The following is a 22671-nucleotide window of genomic DNA, read 5'->3' as shown; positions in this document are numbered from 1 at the left end:
TCGGTCGTCGGTCGTGGTCGTCGGTGGTCGGTGGTCGGTGGTCGGTGGTCCGTCGTGCCGGTGGCCCGGGGGCCGGTCCCGCCCCCTCCGCGGGACCGGCCCCCGGACCTGCCGCACGACCCTGGTCAGCTGGCGTGGTTGTCGTTCATGAAAGCCCCCCGGCTCCTCGTCCGCGCGTCGGCGCCCCCGCGCCTCCGCGTCCTCCATGTCGGTCTGCGAGACGGCATGGATCCCCCCAGGCCCCCTGCGTTTCTTCGGTTGGTCGCGCTCTGCCTCAGATCAGCGGCACCGGCTCGGGCGAGCCGGGCTGCCAGGCCGTCAGCGGGGTGAAGCCGCGGTGGCCGCACTCGCCGAACACCGTGACCGGGCCGCCGCCCGAGAGGGCGGCCAGCTGCCACAGCGCGGACCGCGAACGGCCCCCGCCGGGTGCCACCGGCAGCGCGCACTCCCCCTCCGCGTCCGCGAGCTGCCAGGCCCCGTCGCCCGCCTCACCCGGTATCGGGATCACCGGGCCCAGGACCACCGGCCAGGACTCCAGCCACGGGTCCTCCCGCAGCGCGGCCCCGTAGGCTTCCAGGGCCTCACCGGTGCCCACCCCGGCCGGAGCCCGGGCGTCCGCCGCGGCCGCGGTACGGTCCCCCAGGTCCGCCCGCAGCCCCGCCGTCCCGGGCCGGAAGCGGGCTTCCGCCTCCAGCGCCAGTCCGACGGGCAGTGCCAGCCCCGGCGCCCGCCCGGGCGGCCCGAAGTCCAGCACCAGCGCCGGCCGTCCGCTCTCCAGCCCGCGCAGCCATGTCCGGCGGGTGGTGAGGCGCCCGTCCGGGGACACCGAGTCGTACTGCGCGAGTACGAGCCAGCGGTCCCGGACGGTCTCCCCCTCCGCCGAGGACGGCAGCCCCACCCGGTTCCGGACGGTCGCGGCCAGCGGCTCCGGCAGTCCGGACACCCCCGTCCAGGCCCGGTCCAGCAGGTGCAGCAGCGCGAACTCCTCAAGCATCCTGGCGGGCCAGCCGGGGCCGCAACCGGGTATTGTCCCCAACTCCCGTACCCGCGAGGCCAGTCCGGGGGCCTGGGCGTCGACCATCCGGGCGGCCGTCTCCTCCCAGGGCGCGTAGCCCGCCTGCGCCTGCCCGGCGATCCCGCCGCGCAGCAGGTCCACGAGCCGCCGCTCCAGTTCGGCGACGCCCGCGCCGACCCGCTCGGCGCGCCGCTCGGCCCGCTTGCGGGCCGCCTCGGCGTCGGCCGGTCCGGCCGCCGGCCGCGCGGCCTTCGCCGCCCGCTCCGCCAGCCAGGCCGCCGCCCAGTCCGGGGCCTCGGCCGGATCGCCCAGACCCTGCGCCGACCAGAGCAGCAGCAGTCCCAGCGCGTGCTTGCACGGGAACTTCCGGCTCGGGCAGGAGCACGTGTAGGCGGGGCCCGCCAGGTCGACGACCGTCCGGTACGGCGTACGGCCGCTGCCCTTGCACGACCCCCACACCACACCGGAAGCGGAATCTCCGGTACACGACCACGGACCCGCCCCTCCGAGCCCGCCCCCCGCCTTCCGTGATGCATCGTCAGGAGCCAGAGCCAGTACCTGTTCCGCCGTCCAGCGGACCCCCTGCTCAGTCATGGGAACCACCGTAGAGACCCCCACTGACAATCGCTCTGACCTGCAACAACGCCTCGGGGGAGGGGTGTTGTCAGTGCCATGGTGCACGGTGGATCCAGCAGTCGGGAGCGGCTGCGGAGCACCGGAGGGGGACCATGAGCACGCACGGGAACGGCACCGGCACCGAGGCACTGCGACCGCATGCCGAGGACGCCTTCGCGCACGAACTGAAAGCCCTCGAAGTCGCCGACGACCGGCCCCGCCCGGCCCGCTGGAAGCTCTCCCCGTGGGCCGTGGCCACCTACCTCCAGGGCGGAACGCTCGCCGACGGCACGGTCGTCACGCCCAAGTACGTCGGCCCGCGCCGGATCGTCGAGGTCGCCGTCACCACCCTCGCCACCGACCGCGCCCTCCTCCTGCTCGGCGTCCCGGGCACCGCCAAGACCTGGGTCTCCGAGCACCTGGCCGCCGCCGTCAGCGGCGACTCCACCCTGCTCGTCCAGGGCACGGCCGGCACCCCCGAGGAGGCCGTCCGCTACGGCTGGAACTACGCCCGCCTCCTCGCCGACGGCCCCAGCCGCGAGGCCCTCGTACCCAGCCCCGTCATGCGGGCCATGGCGCAGGGCATGACCGCCCGCGTCGAGGAGCTCACCCGCATCCCCGCCGACGTCCAGGACACCCTCATCACCGTCCTGTCCGAGAAGACCCTCCCGATACCGGAGCTCGGCGAGGAGGTCCAGGCCGTGCGCGGCTTCAACCTCATCGCCACGGCCAACGACCGCGACCGCGGGGTCAACGAGCTGTCCGGCGCCCTGCGCCGCCGCTTCAACACGGTCGTCCTGCCGCTGCCGGCCACCGCCGACGCCGAGGTCGACATCGTCGCCCGCCGCGTGGACCAGATGGGACGCGCCCTGGACCTGCCGGCCGTCCCCGAGGGGCTGGAGGAGATCCGCCGGGTCGTCACCGTCTTCCGCGAGCTGCGCGACGGGATCACCGACGACGGCCGCACCAGGGTGAAGTCGCCCAGCGGCACCCTGTCCACCGCCGAGGCCATCTCCGTGGTCACCGGAGGACTCGCCCTCGCGGCGCACTTCGGGGACGGCGTCCTGCGCCCCTCCGACGTGGCCGCGGGGATCCTGGGCGCCGTCGTCCGCGACCCGGCCGCCGACCGGGTCGTCTGGCAGGAGTACCTGGAGACGGTCGTCCGCGAGCGCGAGGGCTGGAAGGACTTCTACCGCGCCTGCCGGGAGGTGACGGCATGAGCCCGGGAGCCGCCGGGCCGCTGCTGCTCGGCGTCCGCCACCACGGTCCGGGCTCGGCCCGGGCGGTGCGCGCCGCGCTGGACCGGGCGCGGCCGCGGGCCGTGCTGATCGAGGGGCCGCCCGAGGGGGACGCGCTGCTCGCCCTGGCCGCCGAGCCGGGGATGCGCCCGCCCGTCGCCCTCCTCGCCCACGCGGCGGACGATCCGGGCCGGGCCGCGTTCTGGCCGCTGGCGGAGTTCTCGCCGGAGTGGGTCGCCCTCCGCTGGGCCCAGGCCCGGGACGTTCCGGTCCGCTTCATCGACCTGCCCGCCGCCCATGCGCTGGCCGCGCCCGGGGAGGAGGGCGCCGAGGAGCCCGGGACCGGAGCGCCGGGAGCGCGTGCGGCCGGCGGGCTGCCGGTGGATCCGCTCGCCGTGCTCGCGGAGACCGCCGGGTACGAGGACCCGGAGCTCTGGTGGGAGGACGTGGTCGAGCACCGGGGCGGCGGGGCGGTACGGGACCCGCTGGCCCCCTTCGAGGCCCTCGCGGAGGCCATGGGGGCCCTGCGCGAGACCTACGGGGACGGCAGCCGGCCCCGCGACCTGGTCCGCGAGGCCCACATGCGGCAGCGGATGCGGGCCGCCCGCCGGGAGTTCGGCGAGGACTACGCGGTGGTCTGCGGCGCCTGGCACGTCCCGGCACTGCGCGCGAGGACGACCGTCTCCGCGGACCGGGCGCTGCTCGCCGGCCTGCCCCGGACCAAGGTGGAGACCACCTGGGTGCCCTGGACCCACCGCAGGCTCGCCCGGGCCGGCGGATACGGCGCGGGCGTCACCTCGCCCGGCTGGTACGCGCACCTCTTCGCGGCCCGCGACCGGCCGGTGGAGCGGTGGCTGACCCGGGTGGCCGGGCTGCTCCGGGAGGAGGACCGGCAGGTCTCCCCCGCGCACGTCATCGAGGCGGTGCGGCTGGCCGAGGCCCTGGCCGCCGTCCGGGGCCGGCCGGTGGCCGGGCTCGCCGAGACCCTGGAGGCGGCGCGGGCCGTGATGTGCGACGGCTCCGACGTGCCGCTCGCGCTGGTCGAGGACCGGCTCGTCGTCGGGGACGTGCTCGGGGAGGTCCCGGACGCGGCGCCCGCCGTACCGCTCCAGCGGGACCTCGCGCGACGGCAGCGCTCGCTGCGGCTCAAGGCGGAGGCCCGGGAGCGGGAGCTGGAGCTGGACCTGCGCAAGGACGCGGACGCGGCCAAGTCCCTGCTGCTGCACCGGCTGCGGATGCTCGGGGTCGACTGGGGCGTGCCCACCGCCTCCCGGGGCGGGACGGGCACCTTCCGGGAGACCTGGCGGCTGCGCTGGGAGCCGGAGCTGTCGGTGCGGGTCGCCGAGGCCGGGATCTGGGGCACCACCGTCCCGGGGGCGGCCACCGCCAGGGCGGAGGCCCAGGCGGCGCGGGCCGGGGACCTGGGGGAGGTCACGGCGCTGGCCGAGCGGTGCCTGCTGGCCGGGTTGTCGGAGGCGCTGCCCGCCGTCCTGCGGGCGCTGGCCGACCTGGCGGCGCTGGACACCGACGTGGTGCGGCTCGCCGGGGCGCTGCCCGCGCTGGCCCGCTCGCTGCGGTACGGCGACGTACGCGGTACGGACGCGGCGGCGCTCGCCGCGGTCGCCGCCGGGCTGGCCGAGCGGATCTGCGTGGCCCTGCCGCCGGCCTGCGCGGCCGGGCTCGACGCCGACGGGGCGGCGGAGCTGCGGGGCCACCTGGACGGGGTGCACGGGGCGGTCGCCCTGCTGGCCGACGCGGGGGAGGGGCTGCGGAAGCGCTGGTCGGCCGTCCTGCACAAGCTGGCCGGACGGGACGCCGTCCCCGGGCTGATACGCGGCCGGGCCGTGCGGCTGCTGCTGGACGACGGGCGGCTCCCGCCCGGGGAGACGGCCCGGCTGATGGGCCTCGCCCTGTCCCCGGCGGCCCCGCCGGCCGACGCGGCGGGCTGGATCGAGGGGTTCGCGGGCGGCGGCTCCGGCGGCGGCACGCTGCTGGTCCACGACGAGCGGCTGCTGGGCCTGGTCGACGCCTGGCTGGTGGCGGTCCCGGAGCGCGCCTTCGTCGACGTACTGCCGCTGCTGCGGCGGACGTTCGGGGCGTACGAACCGGGGGTGAGGCGGACCCTGGGCGAACTGGCCCGCCGCGGTCCGGGCACGCGGCGGACGCCCGTCGGCGCCGGGGCGGCCCCCGAGGGCTTCGCCCCGGACCTGGACCCGGCCCGCGCGGACGCGGCGGCGGAGGTGACCCGCCTCCTCCTCGGAGCGGCATGACCGCCCCCGCCCCGACCGGGCGGCGCCGGGGCCGTGGGCAGCCCGCGCGGCGTTCGAGTGCACCGGGGGCGCCAGCGCCCCGACCGGGGTCCGGGGCGGAGCCCCGGAGAACGGCTGGAGGGCGCGGCGGGGGGACGGCCCGCGCAGCGGCACAGAGGGGCGCGGCCCCGTACGTACGGCAACGCAGCGAGGGGGATCGGGAGATGACGGAGACCGGTACGGAAACCGCCGGGGGCGAGCGGCTGCGGCGGTGGCGGATGGTGCTCGGCGGGGGCGAGGGCGACGGGACGGCGCGGGTGCTGGGCGGGTCGGACGCCGCGATGGACGCGGCGCTGGCGGCGCTCTACGGAGGCGGCGACGGCAAGGGGCAGGGGGAGCGGACGGCGGGGCTCGGCGGGTCCGCCCCGCGGGTGGCGCGCTGGCTCGGTGACATCCGCACCTACTTCCCCGGCCCGGTCGTCCAGGTCATGCAGCGGGACGCCATCGAGCGGCTCGGCCTGTCCGCGCTGCTGCTGGAGCCGGAGATGCTGGAGGCCGTCGAACCGGACGTGCACCTGGTCGGCACCCTGCTGTCGCTGAACAAGGCCATGCCCGACACGACGAAGGAGACGGCGCGGGCCGTGGTCCGCAGGGTGGTCGAGCAGCTGGAGGAGCGCCTCGCGGCCCGGACCCGGGCCACCCTCACCGGCGCGCTCGACCGCTCGGCCCGGATCAGCCGTCCCCGCCACCGGGACGTCGACTGGGACCGGACGATCCGCGCGAACCTCAAGAACTACCTCCCGGAGCACCGCACCGTCGTGCCCGAGCGGCTCGTCGGCCACGGCAGGACCGCCCGGGCGGTCAGGAAGGAGGTGGTCCTCTGCATCGACCAGTCGGGATCGATGGCGGCCTCGGTCGTCCACGCCTCCGTGTTCGGGGCGGTCCTGGCCTCGATGCGGTCGATCGCCACCCGTCTGGTCGTGTTCGACACGGCGGTGGCCGACCTGACCGAGCAGCTCGACGATCCGGTCGACGTCCTCTTCGGCACCCAGCTCGGCGGCGGCACCGACATCAACCGGGCCCTGGCCTACTGCCAGTCGAGGATCACCCGTCCTGCCGACACGGTCGTCGTCCTGATCAGTGATCTCTACGAGGGCGGGATACGCGACGAGATGCTCAAGCGGGTCGCCGCGATGAAGGCGGCCGGCGTGGAGTTCGTGGCCCTGCTCGCACTGTCCGACGAGGGCGCCCCCGCCTACGACCGCGAGCACGCCGCGGCCCTCGCCGCACTCGGCGCCCCGGCCTTCGCCTGCACGCCCGACCTGTTCCCGGAGGTGATGGCGGCCGCCCTGGAGAAGCGCCCCCTGCCCGTGCCGTGAGCCGCCGCGAGCCCCCGCCGGCGGGTCCCGCGCGGCCCGGCGGCGAATCGGCGGATCACACGAACATGCAGTTCCGCGGTGAGGCGATCTGTGACAGGTATCACCGCTCAGGTGTGATCTGTGATTTAGGGTCCTACGGCCCACGGGGATAACCTGCGAGACGGACATGCCGCGTCCACGGTCACCGTGTGCGCCTACCCAGTGACAGCGCCGTCACGTTGCCCTCCGCGGCACGCCCACGCAGATAGCAGACAAACCGCGAATCACTGCGAATCTTTGAAGACAAGGGACGGACGCGCGTGGACCTGTTCGAGTACCAGGCGAGGGACCTCTTCGCCAAGCACGGTGTACCGGTGCTGGCCGGTGAAGTGATCGACACGCCTGAGGCGGCTCGCGAGGCCACCGAGAAGCTGGGCGGCAAGTCGGTCGTCAAGGCCCAGGTGAAGGTCGGCGGCCGCGGCAAGGCCGGCGGCGTCAAGCTCGCCGCCACCCCGGACGAGGCCGTCGCCCGCGCGACGGACATCCTGGGCATGGACATCAAGGGCCACACGGTCCACAAGGTGATGATCGCGGAGACCGCTCCCGAGATCGTCGAGGAGTACTACGTCTCCTACCTGCTCGACCGCACCAACCGCACCTTCCTGGCCATGGCCTCGGTCGCCGGCGGCATGGACATCGAGCAGGTCGCCGAGGAGACCCCCGAGAAGCTCGCGAAGGTCCCGGTCAACGCCAACGAGGGCGTCACGATCGAGAAGGCCCGCGAGATCGTCGCCCTGGCGAAGTTCCCGGCCGAGGTCGCCGAGAAGGTCGCCGAGGTCCTCGTGACCCTGTGGCAGACCTTCATCGCCGAGGACGCGCTCCTCGTCGAGGTCAACCCGCTCGCGAAGGTCGCCTCCGGCGAGGTCATCGCCCTCGACGGCAAGGTCTCCCTGGACGAGAACGCCGAGTTCCGCCAGCCCGGTCACGAGGAGTTCGTGGACCACGCGGCCGCGAACCCGCTCGAGGCCGCCGCCAAGGAGAAGGGCCTCAACTACGTCAAGCTCGACGGCGAGGTCGGCATCATCGGCAACGGCGCGGGTCTGGTCATGAGCACCCTCGACGTCGTCGCGTACGCCGGTGAGAACCACGGCGGCGTGAAGCCCGCCAACTTCCTCGACATCGGCGGTGGCGCCTCCGCCGCCGTCATGGCCAACGGCCTCGAGATCATCCTCGGCGACCCGGACGTCAAGTCCGTGTTCGTCAACGTCTTCGGTGGCATCACCGCGTGTGACGAGGTCGCCAACGGCATCGTCCAGGCGCTGCAGCTGCTCGAGGACCGGGGCGAGGCGGTCACCAAGCCGCTGGTCGTCCGCCTCGACGGCAACAACGCCGAGCTGGGTCGCAAGATCCTCTCGGACGCCAACCACCCGCTGGTGCAGCGCGTGGACACCATGGACGGTGCGGCCGACAAGGCCGCCGAGCTCGCGGCTGCGAAGTAAGGGCAGAGGTCACAGACTCACATGGCTATCTTCCTCAACAAGGACAGCAAGGTCATCGTCCAGGGCATGACCGGTGCCACGGGCATGAAGCACACCAAGCTGATGCTGGCTGACGGCACGAACATCGTCGGTGGCGTGAACCCGCGCAAGGCCGGCACGTCCGTCGACTTCGACGGCACCGAGGTCCCGGTCTTCGGCTCCGTCGCCGAGGCGATGGAGAAGACGGGCGCCAACGTCTCCGTCCTCTTCGTCCCGCCGGCCTTCGCCAAGGCCGCCGTCGTCGAGGCCATCGACGCCGAGATCCCGCTGGCCGTCGTCATCACCGAGGGCATCGCGGTGCACGACTCCGCCGCCTTCTGGGCGTACGCGACCGCCAAGGGCAACAAGACCCGCATCATCGGCCCGAACTGCCCGGGTCTGATCACCCCCGGCCAGTCCAACGCCGGCATCATCCCGGGCGACATCACCAAGCCCGGCAAGATCGGTCTCGTGTCCAAGTCCGGCACGCTGACCTACCAGATGATGTACGAGCTGCGCGACATCGGCTTCACCTCCGCCGTCGGCATCGGTGGCGACCCGGTCATCGGCACCACGCACATCGACGCCCTGGAGGCCTTCGAGGCCGACCCGGAGACCGAGCTCATCGTCATGATCGGCGAGATCGGCGGCGACGCCGAGGAGCGTGCGGCGGACTTCATCGCGAAGAACGTCACCAAGCCGGTCGTCGGCTACGTCGCGGGCTTCACCGCCCCCGAGGGCAAGACCATGGGCCACGCCGGCGCCATCGTCTCCGGCTCCTCCGGCACCGCGCAGGCCAAGAAGGAGGCCCTCGAGGCCGCGGGCGTCAAGGTCGGCAAGACCCCGACCGAGACCGCCAAGCTGGCGCGCGAGATCCTCGAAGCGAAGTAAGCGGTAGCTTCGGGCGCACGGCTGTACGGGCGTGGCCCGCACCCTCCGGGGTGCGGGCCACGCCCTTTTCGCGTTCCGTCGTCCCGCCCGCTCATTCCAGCGCGGGGTGGAGGCGGTGGGGGCCGGCGGCCGGCGCGGCGCGGAGCTTGTCCTGGAGGGCCCGGCTCGTCTCGGTCAGCCGCGGCGGGCCGGCGAGCGGCGGCACCCCGGAGACGCCGGTGCCGGGCGCGACCGGCGCCACGTAGTGGTCCGGCGCGGTGACGGTGGTGTACCCGGTCGCGACGGCGATCACCGCGGTCAGGACGAGCGCGGCCCGCGCCCAGCGGCGGGCGCGGAGCTCGCTGACCGTGCGGACGGTGGCCGCCGGGGGCGGGTCCAGCGGCACGGCGGGCCGCACCGCGCCGAGCCAGGCGCGCAGCACGGCCGACTGCTCCTCCGGGGGTACGCCGGCCAGTCCGGGGAGCCGGGCGGCGAGGTCCGCGTGGGCGCGCAGCAGGCGGTTGCCGGTGGTGGGGGTGCTGGCCTCGGTCTCCGCGGCGGTGTCGGGCAGGTCGAGGCCGACGCCGTCGTAGAGCAGCACGGTCCGCCGGTGCGCGGGCGGCAGGGCGAGCAGGGCCCCGAGCAGGATGCGGTCGTTGGGGTCGGCCGGGGCCTTGTCCGGTCGGCCGAGGGTCCGGTGGGCGCGCCGGAGCCGCCGCCAGGGGGAGAGCGCGTACTCGTACGCGGCGGCGCGGACCCAGCCGACGGGGTCGGGGTCGGTGGCCACCTCGGGCCACTGCGCCCAGGCCTGACGGAACGCCCGCTCCACGGACTCCTGCGCGAGGGAGCGACGGCCCGTCAGCAGGTAGACCTGGCGGACCAGGGCGGGGGCGGAGTACGCGTAGAGGGAGTCGAAGGCCTCGGCGGGCCGCGTCGGCCGCGGGGGCCGGGCGGGCGCCGGTACGCCGGGCTCCGGCCCGGCCGCGGGGGCGGGGCCGGGGGGTTGGGCGGCGGGCGGCGGCGGGGGTGCGGGGGGCGCGGCGGCGTGTTCCGGGACGGCGTCCGGCGCGGCGTGTTCCGGCACCCCGTCCGGCGCGGTGCGCTCCGGCACCCCGTCCGGTGCGGACGGCTCCGGCCCGCCGTCCGGTGCCGCGCCGCCCGTCACGGCGGGGCCCGCCGCAGGGGCGGCGGGGACGGTGGGGGACGGCGCGGGGGGCTCCGGCGGGGTGTGCGGGGGAAGGGGTTGCGGGGCGCAGGCGTCCGGCGCGGCGGTGGGGGACGGCGCGGGGGGCTCCGGCGGGGTGTGCGGGGGAAGGGGTTGCGGGGCGCAGGCGTCCGGCGCCTCGGTGCGGGGCGGCGCGGGGGGTGCCGCCGGGACGGGTTCCGGTGCGGCGGCGCGGACGGGTGCCGGGTGCGCGGGGGAGGGGTGGGGGGTCGCGGGGCGGGGCGGGGCGGAGGGGGGCTTCGGGGCGCGTTTCGCGGCCCGTCCCGGGCGGGTGTTCGGGCCGGCGGACCGGCCCGTGCCCGCGCGCGCGAGGCGGTCGAGGAGGGCCGCGTACGCGTCGCGCGTCCGGGCGCCCGGCTCCGTACGGCCCGTCTCCCACGAGCGGACGGTGCCGGCGGTGACCCCCAGCTCCGTCGCGACCTGTTCGTGCGTCAGTTCGCCCGACTCGCGCAGCCGGCGGCGCTCCTTGGGGGGCGGCAGGCCCCGCTCCGAGCCGGAGCCCGCATCGACGTCCGGTGTCATGTCACACTCCCCGCGACCTGGCAGCACAGCACTGGGCGATAAAGTACATAAACGTATATTGGGCGACACAACGGACAAACGCCTGTTACCCACCCATAGCGCGTGTCGTTGGCACCATGACGGGGTGACCCAAGTGATCGAACGCGGGGCCCCGTTGCCGGCTGCCCCGCAGGCCCGGGCGCCGCGCCGTTCGCCGGCCGCCGCGGCCTGCGTGCTGGGCGGCGCCGTGGCCGCCGGACTGGGGCTCGGCTTCCTGGCCGTGCTCGTGATCGTGCTGTGGATCAGCTCCCCCTACCCGGACAGCGGCCCCGGCGGGGCGCTGCACCTCGCCGCCGGGCTGTGGCTGATGGCCCACGGGACCGAACTCGTCCGCTACGACACCCTCTCGGGGGTGCCCGCCCCCGTCGGCGTGACCCCGCTGCTGCTGGTGGCGCTGCCCGTGCTGCTGATGCGGCGGGCGGCCCGGCTGGGCAGCGCGTCCGGGGTCGGCGTGGGAGTCGGCGTGGGGGCGGAGGCGGAGGCGGAGGAGGTGCTGCCGGCGAGCGCGGTGTTCTCCGCCGTGCTCTGCGGCTACCTGGGGGTGGGCGCGCTCGCCACCGTCTACGCGGCCGGCGGGCCGATGCCGGCGGACCCGCTCAGCGCCGCCTGGCACCTGCCGCTCGTGGCCGTGTGCGCCGCGGCGGGCGGGGTGTGGGCGGTGAAGGGCCGGCCGGCGGGGCCGCTGCCGGGCTGGATCCCCGGGGGCGTGCGGCGGGCGGTGGCCCGTCCGCGGTACGCGCTGGCGCTGCGGTCGGGGGCGGCCGGCGTGCTCGTCCTGCTGGGCGGCGGGACGGTGCTGGTCGGGGCGTCGCTGGTGTGGCACGCGGGGGAGGTGCAGTCCTCGTTCCTGACGCTGACCGGGGTGTGGTCGGGCCGGTTCGCGGTGCTGCTGCTGGCGGTGACGCTGGTGCCGAACGCGGTGGTGTGGGGGGCGGCGTACGGGCTGGGGCCCGGGTTCGCGGTGGGTACCGGGGCGACGGCGACACCGCTCGGGTTCCAGGGGGCGGCGGCGCTGCCGAGGTTCCCGCTGCTGGCGGCGCTTCCACCGGAGGGTGCGGGGACACCGCTGACGTGGGCGACGGCCGGGCTGCCGGTGGCGGCGGGGCTGGTGGTGGGCTGGTTCGCGGTGCGGCGGGCGCGGGAGGTCTCGTACGGGGAGACCGCGCTGACGGCCGCGCTGGGGGCGGTGGTGTGCGGGCTCGCGATGGCGGGCCTGGCGGCGGCGTCGGCGGGGTCGCTGGGGACGCGGGCGCTGGCGGCCTTCGGGCCGGTGTGGTGGGCGGTGGGTGCGGCCGCGGCGGGGTGGGTGGTGGTGCTGGCGGTGCCGGTGGCGGTGGGGGTGCACGGGTTCCGGAACCGGCCGGTGGGCTCCGCCGGGGATGCGGGGGGCGGGGACGCGTGGCACGCCCCGGGGGTGCGGGAGCTGCGGTGGGCGGCGCTGCGGGAGGCGGCGTTGCCGATCGTCGCTCCCGCGGGCGGGGTTCCGCCGGCTCCGGAGCCGGCGGCTCCGGCTCCTGCCGAGGCCCCGGCTGCCGAGGCTCCGGCTGTCGAGGGCCCGGCTGCGGAGGCTGCGGCTGCCGAGGCTCCGGGTGTGGAGGCCCCGGGTGCGGAGGCCCCGGGCGCCGGGGCTCCCGCTGCCGAGGTTGCCGTGCCGGTGGCGGAGGTTGCGCCAGTGGCGGACGTGGCGGTGGATCAGGGCGCGGTGGAGGCAGGGCCGTTGCTGCCGGGGGTGGTGGGGGCGCGGGTGCTGGCGCGGCGGCGGCCGGAGGGCTGAGCGGAGTCGGGGGGCCGCTGCGCGGAGCCGTCTCCCCCGCCCCGCCCTTCCACCGTTTCCAGGGGGCTCCGCCCCCAGACCCTCCCCCGGCTGCCGCCGGCGTCCCTCCAGCGCCTCACACCCCGGCGGGGCTGGAATCGCGCTGCGCGGGATCCGGCCCGCGCGGCGTTCGCTCAACGGGGTCCGGGGCTCCGCCCCGGAGCGGGGAAGGTCAGCGCTGGACCTTGAGGACGTTGCCGATCACGTTGTCCGGGAGGAGGTCGTTGCACTGGAGTTCCGCCGTCTGCGTCAGCGCGTCGTCGCGGCAGACGTAGAAGTCCTTGTACGCCAGCTGCAGCCCGTACGAGGTGCCGGCCAGCAGCAGGGCCAGCGTCGCCGAGACCAGTCCGCTGACCGCCGCCGCCCGCTGCGGCCGGGCCGCCGGGCCGAGGGCGGACAGGCCGCCCGGCTGGGCCGGGGTGCCCTTCGTCGGGTCGGCCGGGGTCGCGGGGCGGCCGCGCAGCGCGCTGATCCCCCAGTACATCGCCAGCGCCCCGAGCAGCAGCCCCACCGACGGGATGCCGAAGATCCCGAAGAAGAACCCCCACATGCCCGCCAGCATCGCGTACCGCGCACGCCGCTGGACCGGGTCCATCGGGTCCCAGCGGGCAGGCCCGCCGGGCTCCGAGCCGGGGTCGGGGCCGGGGCCGGACGGGCCGCCGCCGTGCGGGCCCTGGGGCTGCCGGGGCTGCCACGGCTGGTCGGGCCGGCCCTCCGGGGGCGCCGCGAAGGGGTTGTCGTCGGTGGAGGGGTCGGGCTGACGGCGGTCCGGCATCGAGTGGCTTACTTCCCCTGTGTCGTGGACGTCGCGCACCCGGTGCGCGCCGGGTCGTACGGCTTGTACACCAGACGCTACCGCCCGCCCGTCCCCCCGTCCCTCGGGGGCGGTCCCGTGTGCCGGTATCGTTGCAGGCGGTCGGTGGCTTCGTATGGTTCCCCGTATATCGGTACCCCGAAGTTTCGTATGACCACACAAGACCAACGTCGCAAATCCTGTGAGAAAGGGCCTCCCATGGCCGCCTCCCGCCTGGTCGTGCTGGTTTCCGGCTCCGGCACCAACCTCCAGGCCCTGCTCGACGCCATCGACGCCCACCCCGGCGGAGCCGAGGGTTTCGGGGCAGAGGTCGTCGCCGTCGGGGCCGACCGCGAGAACATCGCCGGTCTGGAACGGGCCGAGAAGGCGGGGATCCCGACCTTCGTGTGCCCGGTCAAGGCCTACGGGAGCCGTGAGGAGTGGGACGCCGCCCTCACCGAGGCCACCGACGCGTACGCGCCGGACCTCGTGGTCTCCGCAGGGTTCATGAAGATCGTCGGCAAGAGCTTCATCGACCGCTTCGGCGGCCGGTTCGTCAACACCCACCCCGCCCTCCTCCCGGCGTTCCCCGGCGCGCACGGGGTGCGGGACGCCCTCGCGTACGGGGCGAAGGTCACCGGCTGCACGGTCCACTTCGTGGACAGCGGCGTGGACACGGGTCCGATCATCGCCCAGGGTGTCGTCGAGGTCCGCGACGGGGAGGACGAAGCCGCGCTCCATGAGCGCATCAAGGAAGTCGAGCGCCAGCTGCTCGTCGACGTCGTGGGGCGCCTGGCCCGGCACGGCTACCGCATTGAGGGACGAAAGGTAACAATCCAGTGACCGCCAACGAAACGACGACGGCTACGACCCAGCGGCCGATCCGGCGTGCGCTCGTCAGTGTCTACGACAAGACGGGACTGGAAGACCTGGCCCGCGGCCTGCACGAGGCGGGCGTCGCGCTCGTCTCGACCGGCTCCACCGCGTCGAAGATCGCCGCGGCCGGCGTGCCCGTCACCAAGGTCGAGGAGCTGACCGGCTTCCCCGAGTGCCTCGACGGCCGGGTCAAGACCCTCCACCCGCGCGTGCACGCCGGCATCCTCGCCGACCTGCGCCTGGAGGACCACCGGCGCCAGCTCGCCGAGCTGGGCGTCGAGCCCTTCGACCTGGTGATCGTCAACCTGTACCCGTTCCGGGAGACCGTCGCCTCCGGCGCCACGCCCGACGAGTGCGTCGAGCAGATCGACATCGGCGGCCCGTCGATGGTCCGCGCCGCCGCCAAGAACCACCCGTCGGTCGCCGTCGTCACCAGCCCGGCCCGCTACGCCGACGTCCTCGCCGCGGCCCAGGGCGGCGGCTTCGACCTCACCGCCCGCAAGCGGCTCGCGGCCGAGGCCTTCCAGCACACCGCCGCCTACGACGTGGCCGTGGCGTCCTGGTTCACGAACGCGTACGCCCCGGAGGGCGAGGAGGGCGCGCTGCCCGAGTTCCTGGCCGGCGCGTGGGAGCGCAAGTCGACCCTGCGCTACGGCGAGAACCCGCACCAGGCCGCCGCGCTCTACACCGACGGCCAGCCGGGCGGGCTCGCCAACGCCGAGCAGCTGCACGGCAAGGAGATGTCCTTCAACAACTACGTGGACACCGAGGCCGCCCGCCGCGCCGCCTACGACCACGAAGGACCCTGCGTCGCGATCATCAAGCACGCCAACCCGTGCGGCATCGCGGTCGGCGCGGACGTCGCCGAGGCGCACCGCAAGGCGCACGCCTGCGACCCGCTGTCGGCGTTCGGCGGCGTCATCGCCGTCAACCGCCCGGTGACCGTCGAGCTCGCCGAGCAGGTCGCGGAGATCTTCACCGAGGTCATCGCCGCCCCGGCGTACGAGGACGGCGCGGTCGAGATCCTCGCCAAGAAGAAGAACATCCGCGTCCTGAAGGTGGACGGCACCCCGCACCAGCCGGGCGACCTCAAGCCCGTCAGCGGCGGTGTGCTGCTCCAGCACTCCGACGTCTTCCAGGCGGAGGGCGACGACCCGGCGAACTGGACCCTGGCCACCGGCGACGCCCTGTCCGCCGAGGAGCTCGCCGAGCTCGCCTTCGCCTGGCGGGCCTGCCGCGCCGTCAAGTCCAACGCGATCCTGCTGGCCAAGGACGGCGCCTCGGTCGGCGTCGGCATGGGTCAGGTCAACCGCGTCGACTCGGCCAAGCTGGCGGTCGAGCGGGCGGGCGCCGAGCGCGCCCAGGGTTCGTACGCGGCCTCGGACGCCTTCTTCCCGTTCCCGGACGGGCTGGAGATCCTGACCGCCGCCGGCATCAAGGCCGTCGTGCAGCCGGGCGGTTCGGTCCGTGACGAGCAGGTCGTCGAGGCGGCGCAGAAGGCCGGCGTGACGATGTACTTCACCGGTACCCGCCACTTCTTCCACTGAGCGGCCCGGCAGACGGCGAAGGCCGCGTCCCGCAGTGCGGGACGCGGCCTTCGCCGTGAGCGGTGCCTGCTGCCTGCTGCCTACTTCTTGACGACGATCGTGCCCGCGGCACGGTCGTGCCAGCCCTGGAGCTTGCCCGAGTTGTCGAAGAAGGGGGAGAGGTAGACCAGGAGCTGGCCGATGCCGCAGAGGACGGAGCCGACCATCGGGATGATCCAGCGGATGAAGCCGCCGCCGATGCCCGGGACCTGACCCGTGTTCTCCTTGACGACCTTCAGACCGAGGGCCAGCTTGCCGACGGTGGCGCCCACGAAGGCGATCATCAGCCATTCGTAGAGCAGGGTGGCGAGACCGAGGATGAGCAGACCGCCGAAGAAGGCCGCGAAGATGCCGCCCGCGGCCTCGCCGGCCTGGGCCGACGCCTCGTTGAGGCAGGTGCTGTACTGCGGGGACAGCGGGTCGATGCCCGTGCAGTCCTTGATGTCGCTGGCCGCACCGAAGGCGCCCGCGAACACCACGGAGCTCAGGATGAAGTACAGGACACCGATGATCAGACCGTCGATCACGCGGGCGCCGAAGCGGCGGCCCATCGTGGCCACCTGGACGGTGCCCAGGCCCGCGACGTTGATGTAGCCGTTGTTGGCCTGCAGCGTGCCGGGGGCCTGCGGAGGGACGCCGTACGGCTGCTGGCCCTGCTGCGGGTAGCCGTAGCCGGCCTGCGGCGGGACGCCCTGCGGGGCCTGCTGCGGGTAGCCGTAGCCGGGCTGGCCCTGCGGCGGCTGCTGCTGCCCGTAGGGGTTGTTGGGATCGCCGAAGCTCATCTGGGTGTTTCCTCCGTGAAGTGCGGGGACGCACGGCACGCTGGAGGACACTTGCTTCTGCGGTACGCCCCCCGGCACTGCCCGCGGCACTCTTTCCGATCGTCTTGCTGCCCGTCATCGTCGTGGGCCCGCACCGGGCTTGTCCAGCCGGTTGCAAAGCCGGGCCAGACTTGTTGTGCAAGTGCAATGAAGAGCATGTTCCGGCCACCGCCCGACTGGAAGCCGGGCCGCCCCATCCGGGAGGATGCCCCCATGACCGCCCAGATTCTCGATGGCAAGGCCACCGCGGCCGCGATCAAATCCGAACTGACCGCCCGCGTGGCGGCGCTGAAGGAGCGGGGCATCACCCCCGGCCTCGGCACGCTGCTCGTCGGCGACGACCCGGGCAGCCGCTGGTACGTCAACGGCAAGCACAAGGACTGCGCGGAGGTGGGCATCACCTCCATCCGCCGCGAACTGCCCGCCACGGCCTCCCAGGAGGAGATCGAGGCGGTCGTGCGCGAGCTGAACGAGAACCCGGAGTGCACCGGGTACATCGTCCAACTTCCGCTCCCCAAGGGCATCGACACCAACCGGGTCCTGGAGCTGATGGATCCGGCCAAGGACGCCGACGGCCTGCACCCGACCTCGCTCGGCCGGCTGGTGCTCGGCGTGCAGGGGCCGCTGCCCTGCACCCCGTACGGGATCGTCGAGCTGCTGCGCCACCACGGGGTCGAGATCAACGGTGCGCACGTGGTCGTCCTCGGACGGGGCATCACCGTGGGCCGCTCCATCGGGCTGCTGCTCACCCGCAAGTCCGAGAACGCCACCGTGACCCTGTGCCACACCGGTACGCGCGACCTCGCCGGGCTGCTGCGCCAGGCGGACATCGTCGTCGCGGCGGCGGGCGTTCCGCACCTGGTGAAGCCGGAGGACGTCAAGCCGGGCGCGGCCGTCCTCGACGTCGGCGTCAGCCGCGACGAGAACGGCAAGATCGTCGGCGACGTCCACCCGGGCGTCGCCGAGGTGGCGGGCTGGATCTCCCCGAACCCGGGCGGCGTCGGGCCGATGACGCGGGCGCAGCTGCTGGTGAACGTGGTCGAGGCGGCGGAGCGGGCCGGCAGTGCGGGCTGAGCACGACACGAGCGGGGCCGGCGGGACCAGCGGTACGGACGGGACCGGCAGCGGTACGGGCGAGGACACGGGCACGGGCGAGGACACGGGCACGGGCGAGGGCACGGCCGCGGGCGGTGCCCCGGCGCAGGGCGCCGGGGCACCGGAGCACCCGCCGGCACCCCGCCCGAAGTCCGGTCCCGGGACGGGCCGGTCCCCGGCGGCGGCCGGGGCCTCCACCCCCGCCCGGCCGGCGGCGCGGTCCCGGCGGTTCCCCGCCGTCACCCAGGACACCGCCCGCCCGGAGGGCGCGGGCCGCGCCATCCCCGGCGCGGTGTCCACGCCCGCCCGCCAGTGGCCGATGCTCAGCGTCCTCGCCGCCACCGCCGCCGGGCTGTTGGCCACGGCGGTCGGGCACCCGCGGGTGGGCTGCCTCATCATCGGCATCGCCCTGATCGGGGCCGCGGTGCTGCGGCGCGTCCTGCCGTCGGTGGGCATGCTCGCGGTGCGCTCCCGCTTCACGGACATGGTCACGTACGGGCTGCTGGGCGTGGCGATCACGCTGCTGGCGCTGGTGATGGAGCCCAGGCCGTGGCTGCACATCCCGTTCCTGGAGACCGCGGTCCGCTTCACCGTCCGCTGACCGGGCGTCGGCCGCCGCGCCGCCGGGACGATCCCGTGCGGCGCGGCGCGCCCGGGCCCTCGAAGAGGCCTGGAACGTACGGATTTCGGGGCTGGAGTACAGGTCGCGCGTGCGTTCGGACCTTCGAACCCGGGGGTCGTGTGCCGTGGACCACAGGTGCCGGGGGGTTCGGGACCCCTCGGGTCGGATAGCCTGACCGCGGATGTCTCTTCACGTCAAGATTCACAGGACAGGGAAGCGGCGTCCTCCCCAGTACTTGGGACCCAGCACATGGGGCGGGGACGCCCCACCGCCAGCTGTCTAACGGAGAAGGCCATGACCCGCACTCCCGTGAATGTCACCGTGACCGGCGCCGCCGGCCAGATCGGCTACGCGCTGCTCTTCCGCATCGCGTCCGGCCACCTGCTCGGCGCGGACGTGCCGGTCAAGCTCCGCCTCCTGGAGATCCCGCAGGGCATGAAGGCCGCCGAGGGCACCGCCATGGAGCTCGACGACTGCGCCTTCCCGCTCCTCAAGGGCATCGACATCTTCGACGACCCGAACCAGGGCTTCGACGGCGCCAACGTCGCCCTCCTCGTGGGCGCCCGCCCGCGCACCAAGGGCATGGAGCGCGGTGACCTGCTCTCCGCCAACGGCGGCATCTTCAAGCCGCAGGGTGCCGCGATCAACGCGCACGCCGCGGACGACATCAAGGTCCTGGTCGTGGGCAACCCGGCCAACACCAACGCGCTCATCGCGCAGGCCGCCGCCCCGGACGTCCCGGCCGAGCGCTTCACCGCGATGACCCGCCTGGACCACAACCGCGCCCTGTCGCAGCTCGCGCAGCGCACCGGTGCCGACCTCACCGACATCAAGCGCCTCACCATCTGGGGCAACCACTCGGCGACCCAGTACCCGGACATCTTCCACGCGGAGATCGCCGGCAAGAACGCCGCCGAGGTCGTCAACGACGAGCAGTGGCTCGCCGAGACCTTCATCCCGACCGTCGCCAAGCGCGGCGCCGCCATCATCGACGCCCGTGGCGCGTCCTCGGCCGCCTCCGCCGCCAACGCCGCCATCGACCACGTCCACACGTGGGTCAACGGCACCGCCGCCGGTGACTGGACCTCCATGGGCATCCCCTCGGACGGCTCCTACGGCGTCCCGGAGGGCCTGATCTCCTCCTTCCCCGTCACCTGCAAGGACGGCAAGTACGAGATCGTCCAGGGCCTGGACATCAACGAGTTCTCCCGTGCGCGCATCGACGCGTCCGTGGCGGAGCTCGTCGAGGAGCGCGACGCGGTCCGCGAGCTCGGCCTCATCTGATCCACCCGCTCCGCCCGGAGGGCCCGCCCCTCCGGCCGGAGCGGAGCGAACACCCCTTGCGCCCCGGCCGAACACGGCCGGGGCGCTTCGGCGTGCCGCCGGACCGCGGGCCCGGCCGGTCAGCGCTTGAGCGAGCCCGGGGTGTAGTGCCCCGGGGACAGCCGGGTGGTGACGGCGATCCGGTTCCAGACGTTGATCATGGCGATGACGGTGATCAGCTGGGCCAGTTCGGCCTCCTCGAAGTGCGCGGCGGCCCTCGCGTACACCTCGTCCGGGACGAAGCCGTCCGTCAGCACGGTGACGGCCTCGGTCAGCTCGATCGCCGCCAGCTCCTTCTCCGTGTAGAAGTGCCGCGACTCCTCCCAGGCGGCGAGCTGGATGATGCGCTCGACGCTCTCGCCCGCCGCGAGGGCGTCCTTGGTGTGCATGTCCAGGCAGAACGCGCAGTGGTTGATCTGCGAGGCGCGGATCTTGACGAGCTCGACGAGGACCGGGTCCAGGCCCTTCTTCGAGGCGATCTCCAGGGCGACGGCGGCCTTGTAGGCCTCCGGGGCGAGCTTGAACAGCTCCATGCGGGGGGTGTGCTCTTCGGCGAGTCCGGTGGTCTTCGTGTCGTTGCTCATGGCTCCACCGTACGGAGCGGGCGGCCCGCCTATATGGTCCACATCCATGACCGACTCATGGGCCACTTACGGCGCCGACCTGCACCTGGACCTCTCCGCGCTGTCGGCGGGCGAGCGCGGCCTGCGGGCCGCCCTGACCGAGTCGCTGCGGGAGGCCGCGCGCAGCGGCCGGCTGGCGCCCGGGACCCGGCTGCCCTCCTCCCGGACCTTCGCCGCCGACCTGGGCATCGCGCGCAACACGGTCGCGGAGGCCTACGCGGAGCTCGTCGCCGAGGGCTGGCTGACGGCCCGCCAGGGCTCCGGTACCCGGGTCGCGGAACGGGCCCGGCCGCGCCGCGCGCCGGGCCCGGCGGCCCCGGTGCGCCGCCCCGCGCGGCGCTCCCCGGCCTACAGCCTGGTGCCCGGCTCCCCGGACGTGGGCGGCTTCCCGCGCGCCGCCTGGCTGGCGGCCGCCCGCCGGGCCCTGACCGACGCCCCGAACGAGGCCTTCGGCTACGCCGCCGACGCGCGCGGCCGGATCGAACTGCGGGAGGCGCTCGCCGGATACCTGGCACGGGCGCGCGGGGTGTACGCGGACCCGGACCGGATCGTGCTGTGCGCCGGCTTCGCCCACGCGCTCCAGCTGCTCGGGCGGGTGCTGCGGGGCCGCCGGGTACGGGAGATGGCGGTGGAGGGCTACAGCCTGGACCTGCACCGGGACCTGCTCACCGGGGCCGGGCTGCGGACCCGGCCGCTGTGGGTGGACGGGGCCGGCGCCCGCACCCCCGACCTGGCCGGGCTCGGCCCCCGGGTGGGCGCGGTGCTGCTGACGCCCGCGCACCAGTTCCCGACCGGCGCGGCCCTCACCCCCGAGCGCCGGGCGGCGGCGGTGGACTGGGCGCGGACCACGGGCGGGCTGATCCTGGAGGACGACTACGACGGGGAGTTCCGCTACGACCGCCAGCCGGTCGGCGCGCTCCAGGGCCTGGACCCCGACCGGGTGGTCTACCTCGGCACCGCCAGCAAGTCCCTCGCCCCGGCGCTGCGGATGGGCTGGATGGTGGTCCCGCCCGGCCTGCTGGAGGAGGTGCTGGACGCGAAGGGCCGGGCGGAGTGGATGTCGAGCGCGCTGGAGCAGCTGACGCTGGCGGAGTTCATGACCTCCGGCGCGTACGACCGGCACGTGCGGGCGATGCGGCTGCGCTACCGGCGCCGGCGCGACGAGCTGCTGGCCGCGCTCGGCGGCGGACCGGTCTCCGGGATCGCGGCGGGACTGCACGCGGTGCTGGACCTCCCGGCGGGGACGGAGCGGTCGATCGTCCAGGCCGCGGCCTGGCAGGGGCTGGCGGTGGAGGGCCTGGCGCGCTACCGGCACCCGGAGACGGAGATGCCGGAGCGCGAGGCACTGGTCCTCGGCTACGGCACCCCGACGGACAGTGCCTGGTCCCCCACCCTGACCGCCCTGACGGCCACCCTCCCGTAAGCCCACGGCCCGGCCCGGCGCCCTCCGCGGCCCGCGCCCTGCGTGCGGCCCGTGGCCCGTGGTGTGGCCCCCGTGTGGTGGGCGTTGCTCAGCCGGGTTGGGTTGGTTGTGGTTCCGGTTCGCCGAAGCGGGCCAGGGCCAGGGATCCGGCCACCGCCACCAGGAACCCCAGGACCGCCAGCCACTCCAGCCCCTCCCGCGTCCGGTCGCCGAGCCACACCACCCCCACCACCGCCGGGCCCACCGTCTCGCCCAGCACCAGCCCGGCCGTCGCCGCCGTCACCGAACCGCGCTGCAGGGCGGAGGTGAGCAGCAGGAACCCCGCCGCCCCGCCCAGCAGCAACGCGTACAGCGCCGGGTTGAGCAGCTCCCGCAGCGAGACGGAGTCCACGAGCCGCACCGCCACCTCCACCACGCCGAACCCCGTCCCCGCCGCCAGGCCCAGCACCAGTGCGCGCGAGCCGTCCGGCAGCCGCCCCGCCACCGCGCCCACCAGCAGCACCAGCCCCGCCACCGCCAGCAGCCCCAGCTTCAGCGCGAGCGTGCCGACCCCGTCCCCCTCCTCGCCGGAGGCCAGCCCCAGCATCAGCAGCCCCGCGCTCACCACCCCCACCGCACACCACTCCAGCCGCGACAGCCGCACCCGTAGCAGCCGCGCCGATACCACCGCCGTCACCGCCAGGCTCGCGGCCATCGCGGCCCCCACCACGTAGATGGGGATGTGCCGCAGGGCGATGATCTGGAGCACGAATCCGACCGCGTCCAGCGCCAGCCCCGCCAGGTACCGCCACTGCCGCACCGCGCGCAGGAACAGCGCGGTGTCCACCCCCGAGCCGTCCCCCGGCCGGGCCGCCGCGCGGGCCGCCACCGCCTGGAGGACCGAGGCCGTACCGAAGCACACCGCCGCGCCCAGCGCGCAAACCATTCCGATCAGCACGAAACCGACTCTAGGGCCCCCACCGTGACAAGGGTGTGACGGTGGCCGGATTCCCTCGCCCGACACCCCCGCTCTAGTCTGTCGGCAGCCCACGCCACCCAGGGGGAGCGG

The 22671-nt window shown here is 74.9% G+C and carries 18 protein-coding genes; 12 read left to right on the top strand and 6 right to left on the bottom strand.

The genetic code is table 11. From position 1 onward, the window contains the following. Nucleotides 1–274: 274 nt before the first annotated feature. Nucleotides 275–1609, bottom strand: a complete 1335-nt coding sequence (locus tag AB0469_RS07345; protein WP_366450370.1) for an SWIM zinc finger family protein — start codon at nt 1607–1609, stop codon at nt 275–277. A gap of 134 nt (nt 1610–1743) precedes the next feature. Here AB0469_RS07345 and AB0469_RS07340 point away from each other — a divergent pair, with 134 nt between their 5' ends. The 5 genes from AB0469_RS07340 (at nt 1744) to sucD (ending at nt 8883) form a co-directional block, all read left to right on the top strand. Next, nucleotides 1744–2850 (top strand): AAA family ATPase, encoded by a 1107-nt coding sequence (locus tag AB0469_RS07340; RefSeq protein ID WP_366450369.1) that lies wholly within the window; start codon nt 1744–1746, stop codon nt 2848–2850. After that, the gene (locus tag AB0469_RS07335; RefSeq protein ID WP_366450368.1) at nt 2847–5138 is read left to right on the top strand and encodes a DUF5682 family protein; all 2292 of its coding nucleotides are present in this window, start codon (nt 2847–2849) and stop codon (nt 5136–5138) included. Before AB0469_RS07340 ends, AB0469_RS07335 begins: the two co-directional genes overlap by 4 nt. A gap of 203 nt (nt 5139–5341) precedes the next feature. Next, complete coding sequence (locus AB0469_RS07330) at nt 5342–6496, top strand: VWA domain-containing protein (RefSeq protein WP_366450367.1); 1155 nt, start codon at nt 5342–5344, stop codon at nt 6494–6496. 299 nt (nt 6497–6795) lie between these two features. Beyond that, entirely contained in the window at nt 6796–7974 is a 1179-nt protein-coding gene (sucC, locus tag AB0469_RS07325; RefSeq protein ID WP_366450366.1) for an ADP-forming succinate--CoA ligase subunit beta, read from the top strand. A 21-nt stretch (nt 7975–7995) separates the two neighbouring features. After that, entirely contained in the window at nt 7996–8883 is an 888-nt protein-coding gene (gene sucD / locus AB0469_RS07320; RefSeq protein WP_042809390.1) for a succinate--CoA ligase subunit alpha, read from the top strand. Between the two features lie 91 nt (nt 8884–8974). Here sucD and AB0469_RS07315 read toward each other — a convergent pair whose 3' ends face one another. Continuing rightward, the gene (locus AB0469_RS07315; RefSeq protein ID WP_366450365.1) at nt 8975–10609 is read right to left on the bottom strand and encodes a helix-turn-helix domain-containing protein; all 1635 of its coding nucleotides are present in this window, start codon (nt 10607–10609) and stop codon (nt 8975–8977) included. A 124-nt stretch (nt 10610–10733) separates the two neighbouring features. On the opposite strand from AB0469_RS07315, the gene AB0469_RS07310 reads away from it, so the two are divergent. Next, a complete protein-coding gene (locus AB0469_RS07310) occupies nt 10734–12422 on the top strand; it encodes a DUF6350 family protein (RefSeq protein WP_366450364.1) in 1689 nt (562 codons plus the stop codon). 211 nt (nt 12423–12633) lie between these two features. Here the strand turns inward: AB0469_RS07310 and AB0469_RS07305 are convergent, their stop codons facing one another. Continuing rightward, nucleotides 12634–13236: a hypothetical protein gene (locus AB0469_RS07305; RefSeq protein WP_366450363.1), complete on the bottom strand. Its 603-nt coding sequence runs from the start codon at nt 13234–13236 to the stop codon at nt 12634–12636. Between the two features lie 237 nt (nt 13237–13473). On the opposite strand from AB0469_RS07305, the gene purN reads away from it, so the two are divergent. Both purN and purH read left to right on the top strand, forming a co-directional pair. Then, nucleotides 13474–14097 (top strand): phosphoribosylglycinamide formyltransferase, encoded by a 624-nt coding sequence (purN, locus tag AB0469_RS07300; protein WP_366450362.1) that lies wholly within the window; start codon nt 13474–13476, stop codon nt 14095–14097. Continuing rightward, nucleotides 14094–15677 (top strand): bifunctional phosphoribosylaminoimidazolecarboxamide formyltransferase/IMP cyclohydrolase, encoded by a 1584-nt coding sequence (gene purH, locus AB0469_RS07295; protein ID WP_366450361.1) that lies wholly within the window; start codon nt 14094–14096, stop codon nt 15675–15677. The genes purN and purH overlap by 4 nt, the downstream gene beginning before the upstream one ends. An 80-nt stretch (nt 15678–15757) precedes the next feature. On the opposite strand, the gene AB0469_RS07290 is transcribed toward purH, so the two are convergent. Continuing rightward, entirely contained in the window at nt 15758–16498 is a 741-nt protein-coding gene (locus AB0469_RS07290) for an RDD family protein (RefSeq protein WP_366450360.1), read from the bottom strand. 252 nt (nt 16499–16750) lie between these two features. Between AB0469_RS07290 and AB0469_RS07285 the strand changes: the two genes are divergently transcribed. The 3 genes from AB0469_RS07285 to AB0469_RS07275 all read left to right on the top strand — a co-directional run bounded on the left by AB0469_RS07285 (nt 16751) and on the right by AB0469_RS07275 (nt 19538). Next, a complete protein-coding gene (locus AB0469_RS07285; protein ID WP_366450359.1) occupies nt 16751–17611 on the top strand; it encodes a bifunctional methylenetetrahydrofolate dehydrogenase/methenyltetrahydrofolate cyclohydrolase in 861 nt (286 codons plus the stop codon). Beyond that, nucleotides 17601–18233 carry a DUF3017 domain-containing protein gene (locus tag AB0469_RS07280; RefSeq protein ID WP_366450358.1) on the top strand — a complete coding sequence of 211 codons (633 nt, stop codon included), beginning with the start codon at nt 17601–17603 and terminating at the stop codon, nt 18231–18233. The genes AB0469_RS07285 and AB0469_RS07280 overlap by 11 nt, the downstream gene beginning before the upstream one ends. Before the next feature lie 315 nt (nt 18234–18548). Continuing rightward, complete coding sequence (locus tag AB0469_RS07275; RefSeq protein ID WP_366450357.1) at nt 18549–19538, top strand: malate dehydrogenase; 990 nt, start codon at nt 18549–18551, stop codon at nt 19536–19538. A 119-nt stretch (nt 19539–19657) separates the two neighbouring features. Here the strand turns inward: AB0469_RS07275 and AB0469_RS07270 are convergent, their stop codons facing one another. Beyond that, nucleotides 19658–20161, bottom strand: coding sequence for a carboxymuconolactone decarboxylase family protein (locus AB0469_RS07270; RefSeq protein WP_366450356.1), 504 nt, complete (start codon nt 20159–20161; stop codon nt 19658–19660). Nucleotides 20162–20207: 46 nt separating this feature from the next. Here AB0469_RS07270 and AB0469_RS07265 point away from each other — a divergent pair, with 46 nt between their 5' ends. Beyond that, nucleotides 20208–21623 carry a PLP-dependent aminotransferase family protein gene (locus AB0469_RS07265; protein WP_366450355.1) on the top strand — a complete coding sequence of 472 codons (1416 nt, stop codon included), beginning with the start codon at nt 20208–20210 and terminating at the stop codon, nt 21621–21623. A gap of 88 nt (nt 21624–21711) precedes the next feature. Here AB0469_RS07265 and AB0469_RS07260 read toward each other — a convergent pair whose 3' ends face one another. Continuing rightward, complete coding sequence (locus AB0469_RS07260) at nt 21712–22548, bottom strand: DMT family transporter (RefSeq protein WP_366450492.1); 837 nt, start codon at nt 22546–22548, stop codon at nt 21712–21714. Between the last annotated feature and the right edge of the window lie 123 nt (nt 22549–22671).

The organism is Streptomyces sp. NPDC093801 (genome assembly GCF_040701585.1).
Classification (GTDB): domain Bacteria; phylum Actinomycetota; class Actinomycetes; order Streptomycetales; family Streptomycetaceae; genus Streptomyces.
The sequence above is the reverse complement of the archived record's forward strand: the minus strand, read 5'-3'. Positions and strand labels throughout refer to the sequence as shown.